General features: G+C 71.5%; 21 protein-coding genes. 10 read left to right on the forward strand and 11 right to left on the reverse strand.

The window, feature by feature from the left end; translation table 11 throughout:
* Positions 1 to 36 precede the first annotated feature (36 nt).
* Together ABZ953_RS14610 and ABZ953_RS14615 are read left to right on the forward strand one after the other, a co-directional pair.
* Positions 37 to 246, forward strand: coding sequence for a helix-turn-helix domain-containing protein (locus ABZ953_RS14610; RefSeq protein ID WP_361722275.1), 210 nt, complete (start codon positions 37 to 39; stop codon positions 244 to 246).
* Positions 246 to 866, forward strand: a complete 621-nt coding sequence (locus ABZ953_RS14615) for a Clp protease N-terminal domain-containing protein (protein WP_361722278.1) — start codon at positions 246 to 248, stop codon at positions 864 to 866. The genes ABZ953_RS14610 and ABZ953_RS14615 overlap by 1 nt, the downstream gene beginning before the upstream one ends.
* Positions 867 to 944: 78 nt before the next feature.
* Here the strand turns inward: ABZ953_RS14615 and ABZ953_RS14620 are convergent, their stop codons facing one another.
* Positions 945 to 2027 carry a helix-turn-helix transcriptional regulator gene (locus ABZ953_RS14620; protein ID WP_361722281.1) on the reverse strand — a complete coding sequence of 361 codons (1083 nt, stop codon included), beginning with the start codon at positions 2025 to 2027 and terminating at the stop codon, positions 945 to 947.
* A 1-nt stretch (position 2028) separates the two neighbouring features.
* Positions 2029 to 3015, reverse strand: coding sequence for a DUF4097 family beta strand repeat-containing protein (locus ABZ953_RS14625; RefSeq protein ID WP_361722284.1), 987 nt, complete (start codon positions 3013 to 3015; stop codon positions 2029 to 2031).
* Positions 3016 to 3223: 208 nt separating this feature from the next.
* Between ABZ953_RS14625 and ABZ953_RS14630 the strand changes: the two genes are divergently transcribed.
* A complete protein-coding gene (locus tag ABZ953_RS14630; RefSeq protein WP_361722287.1) occupies positions 3224 to 4072 on the forward strand; it encodes a hypothetical protein in 849 nt (282 codons plus the stop codon).
* Positions 4073 to 4151: 79 nt separating this feature from the next.
* Here ABZ953_RS14630 and ABZ953_RS14635 read toward each other — a convergent pair whose 3' ends face one another.
* The 5 genes from ABZ953_RS14635 to ABZ953_RS14655 form a co-directional block, all read right to left on the reverse strand.
* Positions 4152 to 4340 (reverse strand): DUF6104 family protein, encoded by a 189-nt coding sequence (locus ABZ953_RS14635; RefSeq protein ID WP_136236161.1) that lies wholly within the window; start codon positions 4338 to 4340, stop codon positions 4152 to 4154.
* 129 nt (positions 4341 to 4469) lie between these two features.
* Positions 4470 to 8291 (reverse strand): multifunctional oxoglutarate decarboxylase/oxoglutarate dehydrogenase thiamine pyrophosphate-binding subunit/dihydrolipoyllysine-residue succinyltransferase subunit, encoded by a 3822-nt coding sequence (locus tag ABZ953_RS14640; RefSeq protein WP_361722290.1) that lies wholly within the window; start codon positions 8289 to 8291, stop codon positions 4470 to 4472.
* 275 nt (positions 8292 to 8566) lie between these two features.
* On the reverse strand, positions 8567 to 9646 hold the full coding sequence (locus ABZ953_RS14645) for a HAMP domain-containing sensor histidine kinase (RefSeq protein WP_361722293.1): 1080 nt from the start codon (positions 9644 to 9646) through the stop codon (positions 8567 to 8569).
* Positions 9647 to 9659: 13 nt separating this feature from the next.
* Positions 9660 to 10400, reverse strand: coding sequence for a response regulator transcription factor (locus ABZ953_RS14650; RefSeq protein ID WP_055701842.1), 741 nt, complete (start codon positions 10398 to 10400; stop codon positions 9660 to 9662).
* Positions 10401 to 10465: 65 nt separating this feature from the next.
* Entirely contained in the window at positions 10466 to 11164 is a 699-nt protein-coding gene (locus ABZ953_RS14655; RefSeq protein WP_361722296.1) for a spermidine synthase, read from the reverse strand.
* 202 nt (positions 11165 to 11366) lie between these two features.
* Here ABZ953_RS14655 and ABZ953_RS14660 point away from each other — a divergent pair, with 202 nt between their 5' ends.
* A complete protein-coding gene (locus tag ABZ953_RS14660) occupies positions 11367 to 12464 on the forward strand; it encodes a rhomboid-like protein (protein WP_361722299.1) in 1098 nt (365 codons plus the stop codon).
* On the opposite strand, the gene ABZ953_RS14665 is transcribed toward ABZ953_RS14660, so the two are convergent.
* Complete coding sequence (locus ABZ953_RS14665; RefSeq protein ID WP_361722302.1) at positions 12376 to 13023, reverse strand: GNAT family N-acetyltransferase; 648 nt, start codon at positions 13021 to 13023, stop codon at positions 12376 to 12378. The two genes, ABZ953_RS14660 and ABZ953_RS14665, sit on opposite strands and share 89 nt — an antisense overlap.
* A gap of 111 nt (positions 13024 to 13134) precedes the next feature.
* Positions 13135 to 14169, reverse strand: a complete 1035-nt coding sequence (locus ABZ953_RS14670; RefSeq protein WP_361722305.1) for a methyltransferase — start codon at positions 14167 to 14169, stop codon at positions 13135 to 13137.
* 271 nt (positions 14170 to 14440) lie between these two features.
* Between ABZ953_RS14670 and lon the strand changes: the two genes are divergently transcribed.
* Positions 14441 to 16870, forward strand: a complete 2430-nt coding sequence (lon, locus tag ABZ953_RS14675) for an endopeptidase La (protein ID WP_361722308.1) — start codon at positions 14441 to 14443, stop codon at positions 16868 to 16870.
* 56 nt (positions 16871 to 16926) lie between these two features.
* Here lon and ABZ953_RS14680 read toward each other — a convergent pair whose 3' ends face one another.
* The gene (locus ABZ953_RS14680) at positions 16927 to 17763 is read right to left on the reverse strand and encodes a lysozyme (RefSeq protein WP_361722311.1); all 837 of its coding nucleotides are present in this window, start codon (positions 17761 to 17763) and stop codon (positions 16927 to 16929) included.
* 257 nt (positions 17764 to 18020) lie between these two features.
* Here ABZ953_RS14680 and ABZ953_RS14685 point away from each other — a divergent pair, with 257 nt between their 5' ends.
* Complete coding sequence (locus tag ABZ953_RS14685) at positions 18021 to 18509, forward strand: MarR family transcriptional regulator (RefSeq protein ID WP_361722314.1); 489 nt, start codon at positions 18021 to 18023, stop codon at positions 18507 to 18509.
* A 93-nt stretch (positions 18510 to 18602) separates the two neighbouring features.
* Here ABZ953_RS14685 and ABZ953_RS14690 read toward each other — a convergent pair whose 3' ends face one another.
* Complete coding sequence (locus ABZ953_RS14690; RefSeq protein ID WP_361722318.1) at positions 18603 to 19448, reverse strand: protein phosphatase 2C domain-containing protein; 846 nt, start codon at positions 19446 to 19448, stop codon at positions 18603 to 18605.
* Positions 19449 to 19991: 543 nt separating this feature from the next.
* On the opposite strand from ABZ953_RS14690, the gene ABZ953_RS14695 reads away from it, so the two are divergent.
* Genes ABZ953_RS14695 through ABZ953_RS14710 form a run of 4 tightly spaced genes read left to right on the forward strand, consistent with a single transcriptional unit; the run spans position 19992 to position 24376 of the window.
* A complete protein-coding gene (locus ABZ953_RS14695) occupies positions 19992 to 22769 on the forward strand; it encodes a nitrate- and nitrite sensing domain-containing protein (RefSeq protein WP_361722321.1) in 2778 nt (925 codons plus the stop codon).
* An 8-nt stretch (positions 22770 to 22777) separates the two neighbouring features.
* Positions 22778 to 23374, forward strand: a complete 597-nt coding sequence (locus tag ABZ953_RS14700; protein ID WP_361722324.1) for a roadblock/LC7 domain-containing protein — start codon at positions 22778 to 22780, stop codon at positions 23372 to 23374.
* Positions 23371 to 23778, forward strand: coding sequence for a DUF742 domain-containing protein (locus ABZ953_RS14705; RefSeq protein WP_361722327.1), 408 nt, complete (start codon positions 23371 to 23373; stop codon positions 23776 to 23778). The genes ABZ953_RS14700 and ABZ953_RS14705 overlap by 4 nt, the downstream gene beginning before the upstream one ends.
* Positions 23759 to 24376 carry an ATP/GTP-binding protein gene (locus ABZ953_RS14710; RefSeq protein ID WP_361722330.1) on the forward strand — a complete coding sequence of 206 codons (618 nt, stop codon included), beginning with the start codon at positions 23759 to 23761 and terminating at the stop codon, positions 24374 to 24376. Before ABZ953_RS14705 ends, ABZ953_RS14710 begins: the two co-directional genes overlap by 20 nt.
* The last annotated feature ends 46 nt before the right edge of the window (positions 24377 to 24422 follow it).

The raw sequence follows: 24422 nt of genomic DNA on the forward strand, positions 1-24422 counted from the left end.
TTGACACCGTCCTCGCGTCAACGTAAGTTGACACGTATGACCGAAGCAACGGATCTCGCCGAGCGCGCGGGCGATCGCGACCCACGGATCGGGCTGCGAGCCGTCACCGCGCTGCGGAAGCTGGTGGAGCAGCTGGAGGCCGTGCAGGTGCGCAGCGCGCGCCAGCAGGGCTGGTCGTGGCAGGAGATCGCCGCGGAGCTCGGGGTGAGCAGGCAGGCCGTGCACAAGAAGTACGGGAGGCAGTGATGTTCGAGAAATTCACGGAAGAGTCCCGCGCCGTGGTCCTGGGCGCGGTCGAACAGGCGGAGCGAGCGGGTGTCGCGTCGGTCGACGACGGTCACCTGCTGCTCGCCCTCCTCGCCCTCCTCGCCCAGCTCGACGAGGGCCCCGGCGCGGGCCGCGCCGCGTTCGCCCTGACGGCGCTGGGGGCCGCTGACCGGCGCGAGTCGATCGAGCGGGCCCTCGGGGAGGCGCGGCGCAGGGGCGGGCTCTCGCAGGCCGATACCGAAGCGCTCGCCGGGCTCGGCATCGACGTGGACGAGATCGTCTCCAGGGTCGAAGAGGCGCACGGGGCCGGAGTGCTGGCCGGTGCGGGCGCCGCGAGGCGTGGGGGATCCGGGAAGGGCGGGGGGTCGGGGAAGGGTGGGGGTTCTGGGAAGGGCCTGCTGGGCCGGTTCGGCCGGGATGCCAAGGAAGTCCTCGTGAAGTCCCTGCGGATCGCCACCGCGCGCCGCGACCGGGTCATCGGGGGGCACCACATCCTTCTGGCGCTCACGGTCCGGCCCGGGGTGACCTCGGAGACGCTCGCGGATCACGGGGTGACGTACGCGGGGCTTGAGCGGATTCTCTTCGGTGAGGCTTCATGAGTGCGGCCCCCCTTGAGTACGGCCTCCCCTTGAGCGTGGCCTCCCCTTGAGTGCTGCCTCCTGCTGGGCGGGACCTCGTCATTGGCTTGGCGTGCGGAGGGTGGCGCCGATATGCGCCGCTGCCTGGGACAGGTGGCGGCGGGCCTCGCGGAGCTGATCCTCCGTGACCCCGTGGTCGCGGGCCGCGTCACGGATGTCGTCGCGGAAGCGGTCCAGGAGGCGGTCGAGGTCTCTGCCGGGGTTGCCCGTGGAGTCCTCCTGGGACCACTCGGGGGCGTACTCCACGGGGAGGTCCTCGGTGGCGGCGCTGAACTGGGGACCGGCCCCGGCGGCGGCCTTCCTGTCGGCGGCTTCCTCGGGGCGGGAGCCGAAACCCTTGCCGAAGTCCCGGCCGAAGTCCCTGCCGAACTCGCCGAACTCCTTGGCCAGTTCTGTCAGGCCTTCTCGTACGCCCGTCGGCCAGTCGCCTCGCGTGAAGTGGTCCTGGACCTGCTCCTGGACCCGCCTGGCGATGCGCTGGACCTCCTCCTCGGCCTTCTGGGCCTGGGCGCGGGCCCTGTCCTGGGCGTCCTTGGCCTGGCGGCGGGCCCGCTGGGCCTCCTCGCGGGCGCGGCGGCTCTCGTCCTTCGCCCGCCGGGCCTGTTCCTTCCACTCCTGCCTGGCCTGCTTGAACTCCTCCTTGGCCTGGCGCCAGCTCTCCTTGTCGCCCAGGCTCCCGTCGAAGAAGTCGGCCGGGTCGGGGAAGGGGGGAGCCGAGGCCGCACCGCTCGTGGCACGCGCCTCCTTGGCGGCCGCCCGCATCTCGCGGCGCAGCTCACCGGCCGCCCCCTGGACGCCGTCGCGGATCTCGGCGGCGAGCTCGGCGACCGAGTCGCGGATCTCCAGCTCCAGGTCGGCCAGCTCGCCGCTGCGGTCGGCCAGTTCGGCGCGGCCGGCGTCCGTGATGGCATAGACCTTCCGGCCGCCCTCGGTGGTGTGGGTGACCAGGCCCTCGGCCTCCAGCTTCGCGAGGCGGGGGTAGACCGTGCCTGCCGAGGGTGCGTAAAGACCCTGGAAGCGCTCTTCGAGGAGGCGGATCACCTCGTAGCCATGGCGGGGGGCCTCGGCGAGCAGCTTGAGGAGATACAGGCGCAGGCGGCCGTGGGCGAACACGGGGGACATGTCAGAGCACCTTCTTGTCGGTCGGATCTGCGGTCGGATCTGCGGTCGGGCCAGCGGTCGAACCTGCGGTCGGGCCTTCGGTGGGGGATTCCGTCGGGCCGTGGTTCGGATCGTCTGTCCGGGTGGGGACGGCGTCCGCCGGGGCGACGTCGAGAGGGACGTCGTCGTACGGATCTTCCTCCGTCTGCGGCCTGCGCAGGAGCGCGATGGAGCCGGAGACGGTCGTCGCCTTGAGCCGCCCGCGGCCCGTGCCCAACCGGCCGGTGATCCGCTTGGCGCCCCACTGGCCCCCGACCCGCAGGTCCTCGAAGGCGTTCGACACCGATCCGCTCGCCGTGTCCACCTCGACCTCGGCGTCCGCCGGATGCGGGAGCCGGATCGCGATCTCGCCCGAGACGCTCGTCAGGGCGACATCCGTCGGGGTGTCCGCCGGGTCGAGGTCCACGATCATCGAGCCGCTCACGGAGTCGGCCCGGACGGAGGGGCCCGCGGCCTCGACCACCGTGAGGTTGCCGGAGACGGAGTTGAAGCGGAGGTCGCCGGTGACGCCCTGCGCCTCCAGGCTGCCGGAGACCGTGTCCGCGCGGACCGGCCCGGCGAGGCCGAGGAGTGCCGTGTCGCCGGTGACGCCCTTCACCTGTGCGCGACCCTCGACGCCGGAGACCACCGCGCCCGCGCCGACCACACCCACCTCGACGTCGGACCCGGCGGGTATGGCCACGGAGACCACCGCGCTGCGGCGCCAGCCCTTGCGGTCGAGCCACTTGAGGAAGCCCTTCCAGGGCAGGTCCTCATAGGCGACCGTGAGCGTGCCGTCCTCCATGGTGACCCGCAGGGGTGGGCCCTCGATTTCGGAGACCTCAAGGCGGGCGGAACCTTCGCCGGTGCCCACCACGTTCACCGTGCCGTTGACGATGCGTACGTGCAGGGCGGTCACGGGGGTGTCGAACGTGAGCTTCCGGGGCTCGGCGACGGACCACTCGGACATGAGCTGACCTCCTTGACGGGCCTCGGCGTGCCGGATGCGACGCGCCATATCGCGTTCTCTGTCATTCACGATATATCGTGGATACGGGAAGTCAAGACACACGGGAGAGTGAACCGAACGGAGCCCGTCGTGCGCTGAATGGAGCCCGATATGTGCTGAACGGAACCTGTTATGCGCTGAATGAGCTGATCTGCCCTAGCGTGGGGCCATGTCGTTCGACGCTTCTCCGCCCGGCGGCGCCCCGGTGGATGCCGGGGCCGCCGGAGCCGGAGCACTGCTGCTCTGCCGGGCCGAACCCGACGTCGTCGAGCCCGCCGCCCAGCTGCTCCGCGAGCGGATGCTGCTCGCCGAGGCCGGATCCGGCTGGAGCGTCCTCGTCCCCGAGGGCAAGCCGTGGCTGCACGGCGACGAGCCCGTCGACCGGGTCCTGACCGGGTGGGCCACCGCGCTCGCCGTCGGCTCCGGCTGGCCCGTGCTCGCCCTGTGGTGGGACGGCGACCGGTCCGGCTACACCCTCGCCGCAGGCTTCCGCAGGACCGTCGGATACGAGTGGCTGGCCAACGGGACGCCCGTCGGGGAGGGCGAGGCGATGCGGACGTTCGCCGCCCGCCTTGCCCTGGACCCCGTACTGGACCTGCAGTCCCTGGACGCACTCACCCGGCCCGACACCGAGGCCGACGCGCGCGCCAGGATGCTCGGGCTCCTCGCCGTCCTCACGCGCACGGGCCTCACGCTGCCGCCGGGCCTCGGCCCCGGCGAACCGGCCGACCGGCTGCGGGAGTCCGCGCGGGCCCGGCAGGGCGTGCGGCAGGTCGACTGGCCCGGCTGGCGGGACGTGGTGCGCGCGGAGTTCGGCCAGGTCGACAAGGGGCCGCTCGGTCCCTGGGTGCGCGGGCCGAGGGCACGGGCGCTGGCCGCCGCCCAGGTCGCGGCGGGTCTGCCGCTGGCGGTGTGGGCCGTGCGGCGCCGCAGCGGCGGCTGGACCGCGACGGCAGCGCTGCTGCTGGCGCAGGGAGCGGCGGGGCTCGCCTACGACCGTATGCGGGCGCGCGGCTGAGGCGACTGAGGCGACTGAGGCGACTGGAGGGGCTGAGGGGGCTGAGGGGACGGAGGAGACGAGAGGGACGGAGGGAGCGCTACTCGTCCTCGTCCTCGTCCTCGTCGTCGAGGCGCGCGAGCCACGTGGCCAGGCGCTCGACCGGCACCTCGAAGTCGGGGTTGAGGTCCACGAAGGTGCGGAGCTGCTCGGCGAGCCACTCGAAGGTGACCTCCTCCTCGCCGCGCCGCTTCTCCAGCTCCTCGATGCCACGGTCGGTGAAGTACAACTCAAGCTCCTGATGCGGACGGCTGCTACCCGTTCATGGTAGGCGCTGGACAAGTCCCGATACGCCGGTGGGCCCGGCCTCGAGTCGCGCAGACTCGGGGCCGGGCCCACCCACGTACGACAGCCGGGGCTAGGCCTCGAAGACCTCGTTGATCAGCTGCTCCTGCTCGGCCTGGTGACGCTTGGCCGAACCGACCGCGGGGGACGAGCCGTGCGGCCGCGAGATGCGGCGCAGGCGCTCGCCGTGCGGGATGTCCGCGCCGACCGCCAGGTCCAGGTGGTCGATGAGGTTGAGGGCGATGAAGGGCCATGCGCCCTGGTTCGCCGGCTCCTCCTGCGCCCACAGGTATTTCTCGGCGTTCGGGTACTTGGCGATCTCCGCCTGGAGCTCCGCACCCGGCAGCGGGTACAGGCGCTCGATGCGGATGATCGCCGTGTCCTTGGCGCCGCGCTTCTGACGCTCGGCCTCCAGGTCGTAGTACAGCTTGCCCGCGCAGAAGACGACCTTGCGGACCGCCGACGCCTCGACCGACGCGTCGCCGATGACCGGGCGGAAGCCGCCCGTCGTGAACTCCTCCGTCTTCGACGCAGCCGCCTTCAGGCGCAGCATCGACTTCGGGGTGAAGACCACCAGCGGCTTGTGGTGCGGGTTGTGCACCTGCCACCGCAGGAGGTGGAAGTAGTTCGACGGGAGGGTCGGCATGGCCACCGTCATGTTGTTCTGCGCGCAGAGCTGCAGGAACCGCTCGATGCGGGCCGAGGAGTGGTCCGGGCCCTGGCCCTCGTAGCCGTGCGGCAGGAGCAGGGTGACACCGGAGTGCTGGTTCCACTTCTGCTCGGCGGCGGAGATGTACTCGTCCACCACCGTCTGCGCGCCGTTGACGAAGTCGCCGAACTGCGCCTCCCACATCACCAGCGACTCGGGGCGGGCCAGCGAGTAGCCGTACTCGAAGCCCATCACCGCGTACTCGGAGAGCAGCGAGTCGTAGACGTTGTAGCGCGCCTGGTCCTCGGAGAGGTACATCAGCGGCGTGAAGTCCTCGCCCGTCGCCCGGTCGATGAGGACCGCGTGGCGCTGGCCGAACGTGCCGCGCCGGGAGTCCTGGCCCGACAGGCGGACCGGGGTGCCCTCCAGGAGCAGCGAGCCGATGGCGAGGGTCTCGCCCATGCCCCAGTCGATCGTGCCCTCTTCGACCATCGTCGCGCGGCGCTGCAGCTGGGGCAGCAGACGCGGGTGGACGGTGACCCGGTCGGGGATGTTGACCTGGGACTCGGCGATCCGCTTGACGACCTCCTGGGAGATCGCGGTCTCGACGTGCACGGGGAACTCGGCCTGCGGCGAGGGGACCTCGGCCTGCGCGGGCTGCGCGACGGCCTCGCGGACCTCGGTGAAGACCTTCTCCAGCTGGCCCTGGAAGTCCTGCAGCGCCTGCTCGGCCTCTTCCAGGGTGATGTCGCCGCGACCGATGAGGGACTCGGTGTAGAGCTTGCGCACCGAGCGCTTCTTGTCGATCAGGTCGTACATCAGCGGCTGCGTGAACGCCGGGTTGTCCGACTCGTTGTGACCGCGGCGGCGGTAGCAGATGAGGTCGATCACGACGTCCTTGTTGAACGCCTGACGGAACTCGAAGGCGAGCCGCGCGATGCGGACGACGGCCTCGGGGTCGTCGCCGTTCACGTGGAAGATCGGCGCCTCGATCATGCGGGCCACGTCCGTGGCGTACATGGAGGAGCGCGACGACTCCGGGGCGGCGGTGAAGCCGACCTGGTTGTTGATGACGATGTGGACCGTGCCGCCCGTGCGGTAGCCGCGCAGCTGCGACATGTTGAGCGTCTCGGCGACCACACCCTGGCCCGCGAAGGCCGCGTCACCGTGCAGGGCGACGGGCAGGACCGTGAAGTCCGTGCCGCCCTTGTTGATGATGTCCTGCTTGGCGCGGACGATGCCCTCGATGATCGGGTCGACCGTCTCCAGGTGGGACGGGTTCGCGGCCAGCGAGACCTTGATCTGCTCGCCGTCCAGGCCCGTGAAGGTGCCCTCGGCGCCCAGGTGGTACTTCACGTCGCCGGAGCCGTGCATGGACTTGGGGTCCATGTTGCCCTCGAACTCGCGGAAGATCTGGGCGTACGACTTGCCGACGATGTTGGCGAGGACGTTCAGGCGGCCGCGGTGGGCCATGCCGATGACGACCTCGTCGAGGCGCGACTCGGCGGCGCTGTCGAGCACGGCGTCGAGCAGCGGGATGACGGACTCGCCGCCCTCCAGGGAGAAGCGCTTCTGGCCGACGTACTTCGTCTGCAGGAACGTCTCGAAGGCCTCCGCCGAGTTCAGCCGGCGCAGGATGCGCAGCTGCTCCTCGCGCTCGGGCTTCGTCGCGTGCGTGCGCTCGATGCGGTCCTGTAGCCACTTGCGCTGCTTGGGGTCCTGGATGTGCATGAACTCGACGCCGGTGGTGCGGCAGTACGAGTCGCGCAGCACGCCGAGGACGTCGCGCAGCTTCATCATCGACTTGCCGGCGAAGCCGCCGACCGCGAACTCCCGCTCCAGGTCCCACAGGGTGAGGCCGTGCTCGGTGATGTCGAGGTCGGGGTGCTTGCGCTGCTTGTACTCCAGCGGGTCCGTGTCGGCCATGACGTGGCCGCGGACGCGGTAGGAGTGGATCAGCTCGAAGACGCGGGCGGCCTTCGTGACGTCGTCGTCGTGCGAGGCGTCGATGTCCTTGAGCCAGCGGACCGGCTCGTAGGGGATCCGGAGCGCCTTGAAGATCTCGTCGTAGAACTCGTTCTCACCGAGGAGGAGGTTCGCGACGATCCGCAGGAACTCGCCGGAGGCGGCGCCCTGGATGACCCGGTGGTCGTAGGTCGACGTGAGCGTCATGACCTTCGAGATGCCGAGCTTGTTCAGGGTGTCCTGGGAGGTGCCCTGGAACTCCGCGGGGTAGTCCATCGAGCCGACGCCCATGATGACCGACTGGCCGGGCATCAGGCGCGGGACCGAGTGGACGGTGCCGAGGCCGCCGGGGTTGGTCAGCGAGACCGTGACGCCGGTGAAGTCGTCCATGCCGAGCTTGCCGTCGCGCGCGCGGCGGACGATGTCCTCGTAGGCCTGCCAGAACTCGAAGAAGTTCAGGGTCTCGGCCTTCTTGATGCCCGCGACGACCAGCTGGCGGTCGCCGTTGGGCTTCACCAGGTCGATGGCGAGGCCGAAGTTGATGTGCTCCGGCTTGACCAGGGTCGGCTTGCCGTCCTTCTGCACGAAGGAGTGGTTCATCGACGGCATGGCCTTGATGGCCTGCACCATCGCGTACCCGATGAGGTGCGTGAAGGAGATCTTCCCGCCGCGGGCGCGCTTGAGGTGGTTGTTGATGACGATGCGGTTGTCGAAGAGCAGCTTCACCGGGACCGCGCGGACCGACGTCGCCGTCGGGACCTCGATCGAGGCGTTCATGTTCTTCGCGACGGCGGCCGAGGGGCCGCGCAGCGTCACGTACTCGGGGCCTGCCGGGGCCGCCTCGGCAGGGGCCACGGGCTCCGCCTTGGCGGCGGGCTCCTTGGCGGTCTCCTTGGCGGCCGCGGGCTTCGCGGCGGGGGCCGGAGCGGTGGCCGCGGGCTTCGCGGGTGCGGCCGGAGCCGCTGCGGCGGGCGCGGCCTGGGCCGCGGGCTTCGCCGGGGCAGGTGCGGCCGGGGCAGCGGGAGCACTGGTGGACGCGGCCCCCGCGGCTGCGTCACCCGCCGGCTTCGCCGGGGCGGCGGCCGGGGAGGCGCCCGCGCCTGGCTTGTAGTCGGCGAAGAAGTCCCACCAGGCTCGGTCGACCGAGTTCGGGTCCTGGAGGTACTGCTGATAGATCTCGTCTACGAGCCACTCGTTGGGACCGAAGGCAGCAGCAGGGTCCTTGCCCTGCCCGTCTTGGTCGGTCGAGATGCTCGAGCTACTGGGGGACTGTGACGACACGGCGGTAACCGCCCTCTTCCGCTTCACAAGGTGATGGACAGCGGAAATAAAGGCTACGCCTCCCAGGGCGCGAGGTGCAGACCGGGCCCGGCATCCGTCGCGTAAGTCACACTGGAACAATGGTTTCGGCGCTGTAAATGGCGGGAAACAAGCGAGGTTCTGCAACGCCAGATGGCCGCGCGGGTACGCCGGTGGGACGTCTACGCGCGGCGGCGGCCTCCGGGCGCCCTTGAGCAGCCCTGTTCTCCGCTTCCACTTCGAACCCTACGTCAACTTCATGCCTGGGGCAGGCCCGGAAGAGTGACCTGGATCCGGCAACCGCGAGGGGATTCGGCCACCCCGATGTGCCCGCCGTGCAGATCGACCGCCCAGCGCGCGATGGCGAGGCCGAGCCCCGTGCCGCCGTCGTTGCCGGAGCCCGGCGCGAGGGCGCCTGCGTGGCTGCCGCGGTTGAAGCGCTCGAAGACGCGGTGCCACTCCGACTCCGGGATGCCGGGGCCCTCGTCGAGCACTTCCAGGTCCAGGGACTCGGGGTAGGGGCCGCGCCGGGCGAGGACCGTCACACGTCCGTGGGGCGGGCTGTGCTTCACCGCGTTGTCGATGAGGTTCGCCACGACCTGGTGGAGCCGCTCCGCGTCCGCGTGGGCCGTCAGCTCCGGGGGAGAGACGTCGAGGTGCAGATGGACGTCCGTACGCGTGTGGCTGCCGGAGCCGGAGGCGATGCCCGCGCGCGCGGAGGCGACCATGTTGGCCTCCTTCAGGACGCCCGACAGATAGGGCCACACCTCGAAGCGGCGGGCCTTGAGCGGGACGACGCCGTTGTCCAGGCGGGACAGGTCGAGGAGGGTCTCGACGAGCCGCCCCAGGCGCTCCGTCTGCTTCAGGGCCGTGCGCATCGTCTCGGGGTCGGCCGCGGAGACGCCGTCGACGACGTTCTCCAGGACCGCGCGCAGCCCCGCGATGGGGGTGCGCAGCTCGTGCGAGACGTTGGCGACGAGCTCCTTGCGCTGGGTGTCCTGGGCCTCCAGGTCGTCGGCCATGGCATTGATCGTGGAGGCCACGTCGCCCAGCTCGTCGCGCCGGTCGGCGCCGCGCACCCGGCGCGTGTAGTCGCCGTGCGAGACGGCGCGGGCCACCGCGTTCATCTCGTCCAGCGGGGCGGTGAGGCTGTGCGCCACGAACTGCGTGATCAGCAGGGTGGCGATCACCGAGAAGACGGTGATGAAGCGCAGCTCGGTCTCGGTCTTCGTCGCCACCAGGAGCAGGCCCGTGGTGATGAACACCGAGACGACCACCAGGGCGCCGAGCTTGGTCTTGATGGAGAAGGGCCGCAGTCCTGTGAATGGTCCGCTCATCGCACGGCCCGCCTCACGGGGTGGGGGTCTCCAGGGCGTATCCGACTCCGTGCACCGTACGGATCCGCTCGGCCCCGATCTTCCGGCGGAGCGCCTTGATGTGGCTGTCGACGGTGCGGGTGCCGGACGCGTCGGCCCAGTCCCAGACCTCCGCGAGCAGCTGCTCGCGGGAGAGCACGGCGCGCGGGGTGTTGGCCAGGCAGACCAGGAGGTCGAACTCGGTGGGCGTCAGATGGACGTCCTCGCTGCGCACTCGCACACGTCGCTGAGCGTGATCGATCTCCAGCTCGCCCAGGCGCAGGATGCCGCTGCGGGGCGTGGTCGCGGCGAGCGCCGCCCGCTCGACCCTGCGAAGCAGCACGTGCACGCGGGCCGCGAGCTCGCGCATCGAGAACGGCTTGGTCATGTAGTCGTCCGCGCCGACACCCAGCCCGACCAGCATGTCCGTCTCGTCATCACGCGCGGTGAGCATGAGGACGGGGACGGGACGCTGCGCCTGTACCCGGCGGCACACTTCCAGGCCGTCGAAGCCCGGCAGCATGATGTCGAGGATCAGCAGGTCGGGCTGCCACGCCTGGGCGGTGTCGACCGCCGAAGGGCCGTCTCCCGCCGTTTGCACAACGAAACCCTCGGCACGCAGCCGGGCGGCGATGGCGTCGACGATCGTCGGGTCGTCCTCGACCACCAGCACCCGGCGCTGGGCGCCCGGCGTCGCCGCCGTGGCGCCGTTGTGGGAGGTGTGTGTCTGCTCCATCGCCCGCCCCTGACACTGATCGCTTGTGTTCGGTCAGCAGAGTACGGGTCGCGAAGGCACCTCGGCTACGCAGCCCTGACGCCGAGATGGACCACGTCCGGGACGCCTCGGGCAACGGGGATCTCTTCCGTCCGTACCCTCTGGAATCCGGCATTCCGTAGAGCGTCGTCGAAAGCGGACGAGGGTTGGGCGGACCATACGGCGAGCACTCCACCGGGGTTCAGACGGGCTTTGCAGGCGGCCAGACCGGCAGGCGAGTAAAGGGAGTTGTTGCCCTCCGTCACCGTCCAGTCGGGGCCGTTGTCGATGTCCAGGCAGAGCGCGTCGTACGTCTCCGAGGCCTCGGAGACGTATGTGACGAGATCGGTGTGAAGAATCTGCGTACGTGGGTCGGCGAGCGCGGCACCGGACAGCTCGGCGAGCGGTCCGCCGGTGTGCCAGTCGATGATCGCCTGCTCGCGCTCGACGACGGCGACGCGCCCCCAGCGGGGGTCCGCGGCGGCGTGCGCGAGGGAGAACCCGACGCCGAGGCCGCCGATGAGAACGGCGGGGGACCGGCGGCCGTCGAGGGTGTCGCGGGCCGCGTCGACGAGCAGCCGCTCGGAGCGGCCGTCGGAGGTGTCCATCAGGAAACAGCCGTTGGCGATGATCTGCAGCAGCTCACCGTGGCGCCGCAGGACGACCTCGCCGTACGGGCCCTCGCGCCGGTCGAGGATGACGGGGGCGGCGGTGTGGGTGGCCGTGGCGGCAGCGTATGTGGCCATGGCGGCAGCGTATTTCGACGGGCCGCCGGAGCTCAGGTGATTTTTCGTGGCGACGCGGAAATCGTTGGCGACGCGGAAATCGGTGGCGACGCACAAATCGGCCCGCGGGTTGCCTGTGAGACGCACCTCACGTGGCGCCTGTCATAGACAACAGGGGAAAAGAGGGCAAAGGGTGGGGTGGGACGGAAGGAGCGCCTCACCCGTGAACCAGAGCGTGCGGCCCGCCGCGGCCGCGTCCGACGCGGCGACGCCGGGCACCCTGAACGGAATACCGCGACAGCCGGCGCACCTGCCCCCACCGGGCCGGGCGCGCGCACCGCACCCGGGCGACGGCGCCCCGGACGTGCGGACAGGCGCCCCGGACACGGGCGGGGGCGTGGCGCACGCGGGGAGCGCGGCCCTGGCCTCGGGCGCCGCAGCCATCGGCTCGCGCGCCGCAGCCGCAGTCGTGAACGCCGCAGTCCCGGGGTCGGGCGCCGCAGCCGCAGTCGTGGACGCCGCAGTCACGGGGTCGGGCGCCGCAGTCGTCGATGCCGCAGTCACGGGCTCGGGCGCCGCAGTCGTCGGTCCCTGCACCGGCGCCGTGCAGAGCGTGCGGAGTCAGAGGCTGCGGGCCCTGTCGCGGCTCGGCCGGTTGCTGCCCACCCCTACCGGCACGCCGTTCACCTTCGGGTACGCGCTCGTGCTCGCCGCCACCTCGATGGTCGCCCGGTACGCGGACCCGGACTTCGTCGACTCGCTCCTGCGCGGATCGAGCACCGATGTGGCGCACCTCGCGCACAACCCCGCCCTCGTCCTGGTCGCCAGCGCCCTGTGGATCGCGGGCGGCATCACGTCCCCGTACGCGGTCGGCTTCCTGCTGGTGCTCACCGCCCTGGAGCGGCGCATCGGCGGCATCCGCACCGCGGCGGTCTTCCTCCTCGGGCATGTCGTCGCGACGCTCGTGACCGAGGTTCCGGTCGCCGTCTCGGTCCTCGCGGGCCATCTGCCCGGCAGTTCGCTGCACCGGCTCGACTACGGCATCAGCTTCGGCGTGGCCGCCAGTGTGGGCGCGCTCGCCGGACTGCTCACGCCGTGGCTGCGCTGGACCGTCCTCGCCGGTTTCGGCTGCGTGCTGGTCGAGGACCTGATCGCGTTCACCGACCCGATGACCAGCTGGGGCCACCTGCTCGCGCTCCTGATCGGCGTCGCCACCTGGCCGCTGCTCAGGCTCAGGCGCCGGCCTGCCAGGCCGGTGCGCGGCGCATCACCCACAGGGGCGGGCCGCCGCCCGGGAGCCGGACCTCACCGAGCACCATGAAGCCGAAGTGCCCGTAGAAGGGGATGTTCTCCGCCTTGGAGGACTCCAGGTAGGTGGGCAGGCCCGTCGCGTCGGCCTTGGCGAGGCCGGAGCGGAGCAGGGCGGCGCCATGGCCCCGGCCCTGGGCGGCCGGGTCCGCGCCGAGCACGGCCAGGTACCAGTGGGGCTCCCGGGGGGCCTGCCCGGCGGCCGCGGCCGCCGCTTCGCGGAACAGCGGGGCCCGGTCGCCCAGGATCTCCGCGAGCTGCTCGACGGTCTCCGCGTCCGGCACGGCCTCGTGCTGCGCGCCCGGCGGCACCCAGAAGGCGGCCGCCGAAGGGGTGCGCTCGCAGACGCCGTGGCGCACGTACTGCCGGGTGAAGAGGGTGGCGAAGTAGCGGCCGAGGTCCGCCTCGCGCGTCTGGCTCCCGGAGAAGACAGGGAAGAACCAGCGCATCATCGGGTCGTCGCCGAAGGCGCGGGCCAGGATGCGGCCTATCGGCGAGGCGTCCTCCGGCGTCGCCGCCTCCGGGACGGCAGCGCCCGGCATCTGAGGGTGCGTCATCGGCATACGGGCCATTCTGCACTCGATGATCTTGGGTACGGGGGCGGGGTCATGATCTTGGATACGAGGGCGGGGCCGGCCGCGCGCTCCTGAACGGGCCGACCGCGCCTCGCTGAGAGGCTGTCTCTAGGCCGCCTCCGCCTCCACGATCGACGTGAACATCTCGGTCGGCAGGATGCGCGTCAGCCGCAGCCCCGCCACCGTGAGCAGCGCCGAGAACTCGTCCTCCGTCCGCTCCTGGCCGTCCAGAATGGCGGACATCGCCACGTCCAGGGTCTTGCCGAGGTGCGGTGCGTTGCCGCCGGGCAGCACGGGGTCGACGATCAGGAGACGGGCGTCCGGCGCCATCGCCGCGCGGCAGTTGCGCAGAATCCGCAGGCAGGCGTCCTCCGGCCAGTTGTGCAGGACGTGCTTGAGCACGTAGATGTCCGCGCCCTCGGGGACTTCGGTGAAGAAGTCCCCGGAGTCGGCCCGCCATCTGCCCTGTACCGCGTCGTCCTCGGCCAGCAGGTGGGTGCTCACCGCGGCCGATTGGTCGAAGAGGATGCCCGTCAGGCCGGGGCGCTCGCGCAGGACCGCGCGCAGGAGCCCGCCGCGCCCGCCGCCCACGTCCACCACGGTGCCCTTCTCCGGGAAGGGGTACGTCCCGGCGATCACCGTGTCGATCTGGCCCGACAGCGAGGCCATGCCCTTGTCGAACAGCTCCCGCAGCTCCGGGTCATCGGCGACATGGGCGTAGAACGGCTTGCCGAAGATGCGCTCGAAGGACGGGCCCGCTTTGCGCACCGTCTCCTCCAGGCTCGCCGACGTGCGCTGGAACATCGGATCGGTAAGGAGCAGGACCCCCTCGTGCAGGGAGTTCGGCGCGTCCGTGCGGAGGGCGTCCCCGAGCGGCGTGAGGTGGAACGCGCCCGTCGCGTCCTCACGGAAGATGCCGCGCGTGGCGAGATAGCGCAGGACACGGCGCAGGTGTCCGGCGTGCGTGTCGGTCAGTTCGGCCAGTTGTCCGGCGGTGCGCGGGCCCGCCGCGAGCCGGTCGGCTATCCGGCAGCTCACCGCCGTGCGCAGCGCCGCCGAGAAGAGGTGCCCCAGAGCGTGCTCCGCGAGCTGATCCAACACATCCCGTGTGCCGTCGTCGCCGGTCCCCGGTGTGTCCACCATGGCTGCCCTCCGTGAGAGTCGGAGTGTCCACGGTCCCAACGGAACGGCCGCAGGGGAACGCCGCCCTGCGGACATCCGCACGCTGCGTGACCGGAAATCAGCCCTCGGACAGTGCTCGGACGGGTGCTCGGACGGTGCTCGGACAGGGTTCGGACAGCCCTCGGACGGTGCGTCTCCGGGTGATCGCTCACAGCGAACACGGTGGGGGAACATCTCGAAGCTCATGAGCATTGAGTCGGTATAGCTCAACTTGAATGCCGAAGGGGAGATCATGGCTACTGAGTCCACCACGTACACGTCGCTCACTCTGCCCGTGCTGCCGCTCGACGACGAGGTCGTCCTGCCCGGCATGGTGGTGCCCTTCGATCTGTCCGACGCGGACGTGCGGGCCGCGGTGGAGGCCGCGCAGGCCGCCGCCCGGTCCAGTGGCGACAGCAAGCCGAAGGTGCTGCTTGTTCCGCGCATCGACGGGACGTACGCCGCGACCGGCGTCCTCGGCACCGTCGAGCAGGTCGGCCGGCTCTCCGACGGCGACCCCGGTGCCCTCATCCGCGGCCGCGGCCGGGTGCGCATCGGCGCCGGGACGACCGGCCCCGGCGCCGCCCTCTGGGTCGAGGGCCAGCGGCTCGACGACTCCGTGCCGGAGCCCCTGCCGGGCGCCGTCACCGAGCTCGTCAAGGAGTACAAGGCGCTCGCCACCAGCTGGCTGAAGAAGCGCGGCGCCTGGCAGGTCGTCGACCGCGTCACGCAGATCGACGACGTCTCCGCGCTCGCCGACAACTCCGGATACTCGCCGTTCCTCACCACCCAGCAGAAGATCGAGCTCCTGGAGACCGAGGACGCGGTCGCCCGCCTCAAGCTCGCCACCGAGCAGCTGCGCGAGCACCTCGCCGAGCAGGACGTCGCCGAGTCCATCGCCAAGGACGTACAGGAGGGCGTGGACAAGCAGCAGCGCGAGTTCCTGCTCCGCCGTCAGCTCGACGCCGTCCGCAAGGAACTGCGCGAGATCAACGGCGACAGCAAGGACGCGGCCGAGGAGTCCGACGACTACCGCACCCGCGTCGAGGCCGCCGACCTGCCCGAAAAGGTCCGCGAGGCGGCCCTCAAGGAGGTCGACAAGCTGGAGCGCTCCAGCGACCAGTCGCCCGAGGGTTCCTGGATCAGGACCTGGCTCGACACCGTCCTCGAACTTCCCTGGAACGAGCGCACCGAGGACGAGTACGACATCAAGGGCGCCCAGGAGATCCTCGACGCCGAGCACTCCGGTCTGCAGGACGTGAAGGAGCGCATCACCGAGTACCTCGCGGTGCGCAAGCGCCGCACCGACCGCGGCCTCGGGGTCGTCGGCGGCCGTCGCGGCGGCGCCGTGCTCGCCCTGGTGGGGCCTCCGGGCGTCGGCAAGACGAGTCTCGGCGAGTCCGTCGCGCACGCCATGGGCCGCAAGTTCGTGCGGGTCGCGCTCGGCGGCGTACGCGACGAGGCGGAGATCCGCGGCCACCGCCGTACGTACGTGGGGGCGCTGCCCGGACGCATCGTGCGGGCCATCAAGGAGGCCGGTTCCATGAACCCGGTGGTGCTCCTCGACGAGATCGACAAGGTCGGCTCCGACTTCCGGGGCGACCCGGCCGCCGCCCTCCTCGAAGTCCTCGACCCGGCCCAGAACCACACCTTCCGCGACCACTACCTGGAGGTCGAGCTCGACCTCAGCGACGTCGTCTTCCTCGCCACCGCCAACGTCCTCGAAGCCATCCCCGAGGCCCTCCTCGACCGCATGGAGCTCGTCAGGCTCGACGGCTACACCGAGGACGAGAAGGTCGTCATCGGCCGCGACCACCTGCTGCCGCGCCAGCTGGAGCGGGCAGGTCTGGAGGCGGACGAGGTGACGCTCGACGAGAGCGCGCTGCGCAAGCTCGCCGGCGAGTACACCCGTGAAGCAGGCGTGCGCAACCTGGAGCGCTCCGTGGCCCGGCTGCTCCGCAAGATCGCCGCGCAGCACGAACTGGGCGACAGGGAGCTGCCGTTCACGGTCACGGACGCGGACCTGCGCGAGCTCATCGGGCGGCCGCACCACGTGCCCGAGTCCGCGCAGGACCCGGCCGAGCGGCGCACGGCGGTGCCGGGCGTGGCCACCGGGCTCGCGGTCACGGGGGCAGGCGGCGACGTGCTGTACGTGGAGGCGTCGCTCGCCGACCCGGAGACGGGGGCTTCGGGGCTCACGCTCACCGGTCAGCTCGGCGACGTGATGAAGGAGTCCGCGCAGATCGCGCTGAGCTTCCTGCGCTCGCACGGCGCCGAACTGGAACTGCCCGTGGGCGACCTGAAGGACCGGGGCGTGCACATCCACTTCCCGGCGGGCGCCGTCCCCAAGGACGGGCCGAGCGCGGGTGTCACGCTGACGACCGCCCTCGCCTCGCTGCTCAGCGGCCGCCTGGTCCGTACGGACGTGGCGATGACCGGCGAGATCTCGCTGACCGGCCGCGTCCTGCCGATCGGCGGCGTCAAGCAGAAGCTGCTCGCCGCGCACCGCGCCGGGGTCACCACGGTGATCATCCCGAAGCGGAACGAGGCGGACCTCGACGACGTACCGGCCGAGGTCCTGGAGAAGCTCGACGTGCACGCGGTCACGGATGTGCGCCAGGTGCTCGAACTGGCGCTCACCGAGGCCGAGGTGGCCGAGGTGCGGGTCCCGGTCGCCGCTTAGCCCGGCACAGCGGAACGGCGGCCACCCCCGCACCGGGGTGGCCGCCGTCCGTGCGCTCAGCCGTTGGCGAGTGCCGTCACCCGGTCGAGGGCGCCGTTGAACTTGTTGTGGTCGCCGACCGTCGGTCCCGACGAGGTGTACTGCCACATCGTCTGGAAGCCCCAGCCTGCGGGGAGTTCACCCGGGCCGGTGTCGTAGCGGGCGATCCACAGCGGGTTGCTCGCGCCGAAGCCGCTGTAGTTGCCGGTGCACTGCTTCCACCAGCTGGTGGCGGTGTAGATGACGGCGTCGCGTCCGGTGCGGGCCTTGTACGTGGTGAGGAAGTCGCGGATCCAGCTCACCATCGCGGACGGGGACTTGCCGAAGCAGGCCGCCCCGTACGGGTTCCACTCGATGTCGAGGGCGCCCGGCAGGGTCCTGCCGTCCCGCGACCAGCCCCCGCCGCCACTCGCGAAGTAATTGGCCTGACTCGCGCCGCTCGAGGTGTCGGGCGTCGCGAAGTGGTACGCGCCGCGGATCATGCCCACGTTGTACGAACCGTTGTACTGCTGGGCGAAGTAGGGGTTCTTGTAGGACGTGCTCTCGGTGGCCTTGACGTAGGCCCATTTCACGCCGCTGTTCCACAGCGTCGACCAGGCGACGTTGCCCTGGTGGCTGCTGACGTCGACGCCCTCGGTCTGCGCGGCGCCACCGCCGGTGGGCAGACCGCCCTGGCCATCGTGTTCGATGACGCCCTGGCCGAGGCGGGCGGAGCCGCGCGCGGGGACGTCGTCGTCCGCACTGGCCGCTGTGGGGAGCGTCAGGAGGAGGGAGAGGGCGGACAGTGCTGCGAGGAGAACCCCCGCCGGCGACAAGCGCGAGCGGCGGGCCGTTCCGGGTCTGTGCACGGGCATGGGCGTGCCTCCGAAGGCCTCGGTGGTGCTCGGTGGGGACCTGTCGACATGCTCTGGTGTGAACATGTCACTTGAAAGCTACGCACGTAGACCGGCGCTAGGGAAGGGGGCCAGACTTCTGCCGTTGGTCCACTCCTGTGACGGTGGCATCGGAGCGGAGCGGTCGTCACCTTGCGAAATACTGGTCAGGCCGCTGTCGCCACGGCTGCGGCGCGAGGTCCTTCCGGCGATAACTTTCAGAAACGGGAAAGCGGGACATGGGTGCTGCAGAAGACGACGTGAGGCGTGGCGCACAGGGCGACGTGGAACAGGGGACGGATCGCGAGTTCCTCTCCCTCGAACGGGAGTTGTCGCTGCTGCTGCGCCGCGCGCGGGCCTCGTCGGGCGAGATGGCGCGCCAGGTCCACCCCGATCTGGAGCCCGCCGCGTACGGACTGCTCGTCTGCCTCGACGACTCGGGGCCGCAGCGGGCCACCGAACTCGCCGCCTACATCGGCGTCGGCAAGGCCACGATGAGCCGCCAGCTGCGGGCGCTCGAGGAGCTCGGCCTGGTCTCGCGCGAGCCCGACCCGGCCGACGGGCGCGCCTGGCTCATCCAGCTCACGCCGGACGGCCGCACCCGCTTCCGCACGGTGCGCGCCGGGCGCCGGGCCCAGTACGTGCGCAGGCTGGCGGCGTGGGACCGGGCGGAGGTCGCCGAACTCGCCCGGCTGCTCGGACGGCTGAACGAGAGCGCGGACGCCTGAGCGGCCCGCTCACCGGCGGCCACGTCACCCGTACGCGGACGCCTCACCCGTACTCCTCGCCCGTACGCGGACGCCTCCCTTTGTACGGACGCCTCACAACTCCGCGTACACGACCGCCGCGTCGTCGTGCCGCTTCCCGCGGGGGTGGGCCAGGCGGTCCGGGTCCGCGTGTTCCAACTCCCGCACCCGGTCGACCAGGTGCTGCGGCCCCTGCTTGCGCAGCAGCGTGAAGCAGTCGGTCCAGTCGCCCTCGCGGAACGTCTCGACCCACCGCCCTGCCCCGTCGGTGAGCGCCGCCACCGCCGTCACCTCGGCCCGCGGCAGCTCGCCGGTGACCGCGCGCAGCGCGGCCGAGGGGTCGGTGGCGGCCGTGAAGAAGCCGTCCTCGGCATTGCGCAGCGCCTCGACGGCCGCCCCGTAGGCGCGGGCCGCCACGTCCCGCTCGGCCGAGCCGCGCGGCAGGGCGCGCACCTGGTCGCGCAGGGCCCACACGGTGGGCGGCAGTTCGGCGAGGCGGCGGTCGAGGATCGCGGTCACCGAGCCGTCGCGGCCCGCGATGAGCAGCGCCGAGTCGGACAGGACCAGGTGCTCGACGCGCTCCGCGTCCCACCGCACGAGCACCACGGTTGCCTGTGGCGTACGAGGGTGAGAAAGGTCACAGGTTGAACGATGGGCGTCGGCCGTACGCGAGATGGCGGCCGAAAGGACCTCAGTGAGCGTCATATCCCGGCGTGAAACGGACAGTTCGCTCAGGGCGCCGCCGAGTCGCGCGATGAACCAGGGGACGGAATGCGGACAGCCGACCGCTCCCTCGGGCGGCGTCACGCCGTCCAGGAGGACGAGCGAACCGCCCTGTCCGGAAGCGGGAAGCGCGACCGAGGCGAAGTCCTCGTTGGGGCGTGCGGGGTCGCCGGGCTCGGTGGCGAGTTCGATACGCATCCGGCCAGTCTGCACGAGGTCTTCACGGAGGTCAGGGGGAGCGGAAAAGGGGCAGGAGGGAGGTCCCTACCGGCGGTACGGCCGCCGGAATTCGACCGGAATGATCACCTCCGTCGGGGTGTGGCGGCGCATCCTGCCAAAGCCTTCGAGCGACGTCCAACCGGCACACCGCACCGGCCGCACGGCCGTCCAGCCGGGACTTGCTCCCCAACTCCCCGCCGATGTTCACTCCTTCGGGTGGCCAGGCAGGCGATGCACGACCGCCACTCACCGGCACTGGAAGGGTCGGGAGCCGTACCGGGGGAGCGCTCGTGTTGACATGCCGTCACCCGGGCCCAAGGGCAGACGAAAACAAGAATGCGAGCACCGGTGCAGAAGATTCGGCCTCGGCGCAAAGGCAAGCAGACGGCCCCGGAAGGGGCCACGCCGGGCGCGACGACTCCGACCGAGCGTGTGCCGGAGCGCACCGCCACGGACCTCTCCGCGGACGCCGCAGCGGGGCCCGGAGCGGCATCCGGAATGGCATCCGGAGCGGCATCAGGAATGGCATCCGGGGCGGGCGAGAGCGCGGTCGCCGCGGCTGACGCCTCCGCCGGACCGGCCGCCGCCGCGGCCCCCGCCGCGACCCCCGTGGCCGCGCCCCCGGTCAACAAGGCACCCACCGCGCGAGTGCGCAATCGGCTGATCGTCGCCGTGGCCGTCGTGGCCGCCGCCATCGCGGGCGCGGGCGCGCCCGCCATCGTCGCCGCGTCCGGTCGCCTCAACGACACGCAGAGCCTGGTGACGCTCGCCGAACAGACCCAGCAGGCGGTCTCCCTCGGCCACTCCCTCGCCGACGAGCGGGACGAGGTCACCACGTTCATCGCCTCGGGGCGCCCGCAGGGCAAGGGGCTCTCCCAGAGCCGCAGCGCCCGCGTGGACCGGCAGATCGACGAGCTCCGCGGCGCCGACGCGCCCACCGGCCTTCGCGACGACCTCGCCGACATCGCCGCCGTGCGCAGAGCGGCGCTCACCGGCAAGAGCACCGCTCTCGAAGCCCATGAGGCGTACACCTCGGTCATCGCCGAACTGCACGGGCTGACCCGCGACCTGGCCGAGCGGCTGCCCCCCGAGGCGAACGGCGGCGCCCTCGCCCTCGCCGACCTCGACCACGCCGTCGAGCAGGCCGCCGCCACCCGCGGCCTCCTCCTCGCCGCCCTCGCCCTGCCCGACTCCACCGGCACCACCACGCTCGACCCGGTCACCGGCCTCCCGGCCAACGCCACCGAGGGCACCCCTGCCGAGACCAAGCGCCGCGACGAGCTCAGCTCCGCCGCCCAGCAGGCCCGCGTCCGCGAACTCGCCGCGCTCGCCGACTTCCGGGACGCGGCGGGCGACCCCGCCCGCGCCACGTTCGAGTCGACCGTCACGGGCTCCGAGGTCACCGCCGCGGAGAAGTACCTCAAGCGCCTCACCGACCAGCCCACGCTCTCCGCCGCCGAGCGGGGCTTCAGCGCCAAGAAGGTCGACGCCGCGCTCTCCGCCCGTATCGAGACGATGCGCGGCGCCGAGTCCGCGCTCGGCGTCGAGCGCACCAAGCAGCTCGCCCAGCTGCGCGACGACGACGTCACGGCCCTGGAGATCCGTATCGCGCTCGTGGGCGTCTGCCTGCTCGTCGCGGTCGGGGTCGCCATGGGCGCGGCCCGCTCGCTGACCCGGCCGCTCGCCGTCCTGCGCCTTGGCTCGGCCCGCCTCGCCGGGGAACCCGGCCCCCAGGAGCCGATCCGTTTCACGGGCCGCGACGACGAGTTCGCCCAGGCCGTCCGCTCCGTCAACGCGCTGCAGGGCCACGCGGTCGCCCTCGCCGAGCGCCTGGCCACCCTCGAATCGGACCGCAAGCACCTCATCGGGCAGCGGCAGTCCATGGCCGACGAGCGCGCGGCGCTGCGCGAGGAGCTCGCCGAGGCCTCCGTGCACCTGGCGCGGGTGCGCCAGTCCATCCACGGCACCTTCGTCAACCTCGCCCTGCGCACCCTCGGCCTGGTGGAGCGCCAGCTCGCCGTCATCGAGAACCTGGAGGAGCGCGAGCAGGACCCCGACCGGCTCGCCACCCTCTTCAAGCTCGACCACCTGGCCACGGTCATGCGCAGGCACAGCGAGAACCTCCTGGTCCTGGCCGGAGCCGAGCACGGCCACCAGCACCCCGGCGCCGTCCCGCTCGTCGACGTGGTGCGCGCGGCCGTCTCCGAGATCGAGCGTTACGAACGCGTCCGCATCGCCACGCTGCCGCCGCACGCGTACGTGGCGGGGTTCGTCGCGGACGACATCAGCCACCTCACCGCCGAACTCCTGGAGAACGCGACATCGTTCTCGCCGCCGGACGCCGCCGTCGAGGTGTCCGGCTGGCTCCTGGAGAACGGCGAGGTCATGCTCTCCGTCCAGGACGAGGGCATCGGTGTCTCCCAGGAGCGGATGCGGGAGCTCAACGCCCGCCTCGCGGACTTCGACCCCGACGACGTGTACGACCAGGAGAGCGGCGACGGCCTCGGCCTCGGCCTCTACGTCGTCGCGCGGCTCGCGGCCCGGCACGGGGCGCGGGTGCGGCTGCGGGAGCAGAAGCAGGGCGGGATCGCGGCGGTCGTGGTGCTGCCCACCGCGATCCTGGCGGGGGCGCCGCCGCTGGCGGGGGCGCCTTCCGGCGTGAGCGCGGCGGCCGGGGCCGGGGAGGGCGGGCTCGTCCACCTGCCCGGCTCGGAGGCCGAGGCCAACTCGAACGTCATCCCGGGCCGGTTGGCCACCGCCGTGGGCGAGGGGGCGGACCCGCTCATCGCGGCGGCGGAGCGCACGCTCGAAACGGAGCTGCCGAAGCCCGAACCGGAATCGGCCCGCGAGCCCGAGCCCGAGTCGGCCCACGAGCCCGAGCCCGAGTCGGCCCGCGAGCCCGAGCCCGAGCCCGAGCCTTCGCCGTCCCCCGAGACCACCATGGAGCTCCTGCCGCCCACGCCGCCCCCGTCGCCGTCACCGGAGCCGGAGCAGCCGAAGCAGCCGGAGCCCGAGCCCGCGCCTCCCAAGTGGGAGCGTGTCACTGACAAGGGCCTGCCGAAGCGGACGCCGAAGATCACCGCACCGGCCGCCCCGCCGAAGCCACGCAGCGGTTCCGTGGACGCCGACGCGCTCCGTCGGCGCCTGGGCGGTTTCCACCAGGGCGCGCAGAGCGGCCGACGTGACGTGGAGGCCGAACTCGCCGCCGAGACGGACCCGGCAGAGCAGCCACAACGTAACGAAAAGACCACACAGGTCGCAGACGTAATGGGGGACTCAGTCGAGGAGGCAAGCAGTTGACTGCGCCCATGCGCACGCCCAGTTCTTCCGCCGCACCCGTCGAATCCGCAGAACCCGCACGGCCCGCGGCGTCCGCACGACCTGCGGCATCCGCACGACCCGCGGCACCCGCAGGCTCCACAGGACCCGCGGAACCCGTCGCGTACGGCCTGAGCAGCGAAGCCCGCAATCTGCACTGGCTCCTGACGAACCTGGTGGAGGAGGTCCCCGGGCTCCTCTCCGTCGCGGTGGTCTCCTCCGACGGGCTCATGCTGCTCTCCTCCGACCCCGGCAGGAACGTCGAGCGCCCCGCCGCGAACCCCACGGGCCCCAGGGGCTCCAGCGCCGACCTCGCCACCATCGTGTCGGGCCTCGGCTCCCTCACCATCGGCGCCGCCAAGCTGATGGACGGCGGAGCGGTCAAGCAGACGATGGTCGCGATGGAGGAGGGCAGCCTCTTCGTCATGTCGATCAGTGACGGTTCGCTGCTCGGCGTGCATGCCACCCCGGACTGCGACATGAGTGTCGTCGCGTACCACATGGCGCTCTTCGTCGGCCGCGCCGGGCACGTCCTCACCCCCGAACTCCGCAGTGAGCTGCGCCAGTCGATGGAGAGCGCCCGATGAGCGGCAGCCGCAAACCGCCGAAGCTCCCGCAGCGCGGCGGCGAGCGAAAACCCGCTCGCGTCCGCCCCTACTCGCTGACCGGCGGACGGACCAGGTTCGGTCACGTCCTGCTCGTCGAGACCTTCGTCGCCGCGCTCGAGGCGCCCGAGGAGCGCCGCGAACTGCCCAAGGGCACGCTGGCGAGGGTCATGCCGGAGATGCGCGCGATCGTCGAGATCTGCCGGCGCATGCGCACGGTCGCGGAGATCGCCGCGCTCCTCAAGATGCCGCTGGGCGTGGTCCGCGTCCTGCTCAGCGACCTCGCCGACCAGGGAAAGATCCGGGTCTACGGAACGGGCCACGGCCCGGGACAGCCCGACCGCGCACTGCTGGAAAGGGTGCTGAGTGGACTCCGCCGTCTCTGAACTCCTCGACAACGAGGGTCAGTTGCAGGCCTGGCAGACGGACAGGTCACGTGCCCCGATCGCCACGAAGATAGTGGTGGCGGGCGGTTTCGGCGTCGGCAAGACGACGCTGGTGACCGCCGTCTCCGAGATCACGCCCCTCCAGACGGAGGCGCTGATGACGCAGGCGAGCGCCGACACCGACGACCTGAGCGGGACCCCGGAGAAGACGACCACGACGGTCGCCATGGACTTCGGCCGCATCACGCTCGACGACGACCTGGTGCTCTACCTCTTCGGCACGCCCGGCCAGCAGCGCTTCTGGTTCATGTGGGACGACCTGGTGCGCGGCGCGATCGGCGCCGTCGTGCTCGCCGACACCCGCCGCCTCTCCGACTGCTTCCCGGCGCTCGACTACTTCGAGAGCTGCGGGCTGCCGTACATCGTGGCCGTCAACCACTTCGACGGCAGCGAGAAGTTCGAGGTGGCCGACGTGCGCGAGGCGCTGACGGTGCCCGCGCACATCCCCGTGCTGATCATGGACGCGCGGCGCCGGATATCGGCGATCGAGTCCCTGCTCGCCCTGGTCGGCCACGCGCTCGACGCGACCCCTGAGTAAGACCTGAACGAGTCCGGACTGAGAAGCCAGCCAGACCGAGAAGAAG

It is taken from the genome of Streptomyces sp. NPDC046465, assembly GCF_040646035.1.
GTDB lineage: Bacteria > Actinomycetota > Actinomycetes > Streptomycetales > Streptomycetaceae > Streptomyces.

Bases quoted from the DNA above. Each gene is read 5' to 3' on its own strand.
- ABZ953_RS14610 (WP_361722275.1), top strand. From the start codon at position 37: ATGACCGAAGCAACGGATCTCGCCGAGCGCGCGGGCGATCGCGACCCA.
- ABZ953_RS14615 (WP_361722278.1), top strand. From the start codon at position 246: ATGTTCGAGAAATTCACGGAAGAGTCCCGCGCCGTGGTCCTGGGCGCG.
- ABZ953_RS14620 (WP_361722281.1), bottom strand. From the start codon at position 2,027: ATGTCCCCCGTGTTCGCCCACGGCCGCCTGCGCCTGTATCTCCTCAAG.
- ABZ953_RS14625 (WP_361722284.1), bottom strand. From the start codon at position 3,015: ATGTCCGAGTGGTCCGTCGCCGAGCCCCGGAAGCTCACGTTCGACACC.
- ABZ953_RS14630 (WP_361722287.1), top strand. From the start codon at position 3,224: ATGTCGTTCGACGCTTCTCCGCCCGGCGGCGCCCCGGTGGATGCCGGG.
- ABZ953_RS14645 (WP_361722293.1), bottom strand. From the start codon at position 9,646: ATGAGCGGACCATTCACAGGACTGCGGCCCTTCTCCATCAAGACCAAG.
- ABZ953_RS14650 (WP_055701842.1), bottom strand. From the start codon at position 10,400: ATGGAGCAGACACACACCTCCCACAACGGCGCCACGGCGGCGACGCCG.
- ABZ953_RS14655 (WP_361722296.1), bottom strand. From the start codon at position 11,164: ATGGCCACATACGCTGCCGCCACGGCCACCCACACCGCCGCCCCCGTC.
- ABZ953_RS14665 (WP_361722302.1), bottom strand. From the start codon at position 13,023: ATGGCCCGTATGCCGATGACGCACCCTCAGATGCCGGGCGCTGCCGTC.
- ABZ953_RS14670 (WP_361722305.1), bottom strand. From the start codon at position 14,169: ATGGTGGACACACCGGGGACCGGCGACGACGGCACACGGGATGTGTTG.
- lon (WP_361722308.1), top strand. From the start codon at position 14,441: ATGGCTACTGAGTCCACCACGTACACGTCGCTCACTCTGCCCGTGCTG.
- ABZ953_RS14680 (WP_361722311.1), bottom strand. From the start codon at position 17,763: ATGCCCGTGCACAGACCCGGAACGGCCCGCCGCTCGCGCTTGTCGCCG.
- ABZ953_RS14685 (WP_361722314.1), top strand. From the start codon at position 18,021: ATGGGTGCTGCAGAAGACGACGTGAGGCGTGGCGCACAGGGCGACGTG.
- ABZ953_RS14690 (WP_361722318.1), bottom strand. From the start codon at position 19,448: ATGCGTATCGAACTCGCCACCGAGCCCGGCGACCCCGCACGCCCCAAC.
- ABZ953_RS14695 (WP_361722321.1), top strand. From the start codon at position 19,992: ATGGCATCCGGGGCGGGCGAGAGCGCGGTCGCCGCGGCTGACGCCTCC.
- ABZ953_RS14700 (WP_361722324.1), top strand. From the start codon at position 22,778: ATGCGCACGCCCAGTTCTTCCGCCGCACCCGTCGAATCCGCAGAACCC.
- ABZ953_RS14705 (WP_361722327.1), top strand. From the start codon at position 23,371: ATGAGCGGCAGCCGCAAACCGCCGAAGCTCCCGCAGCGCGGCGGCGAG.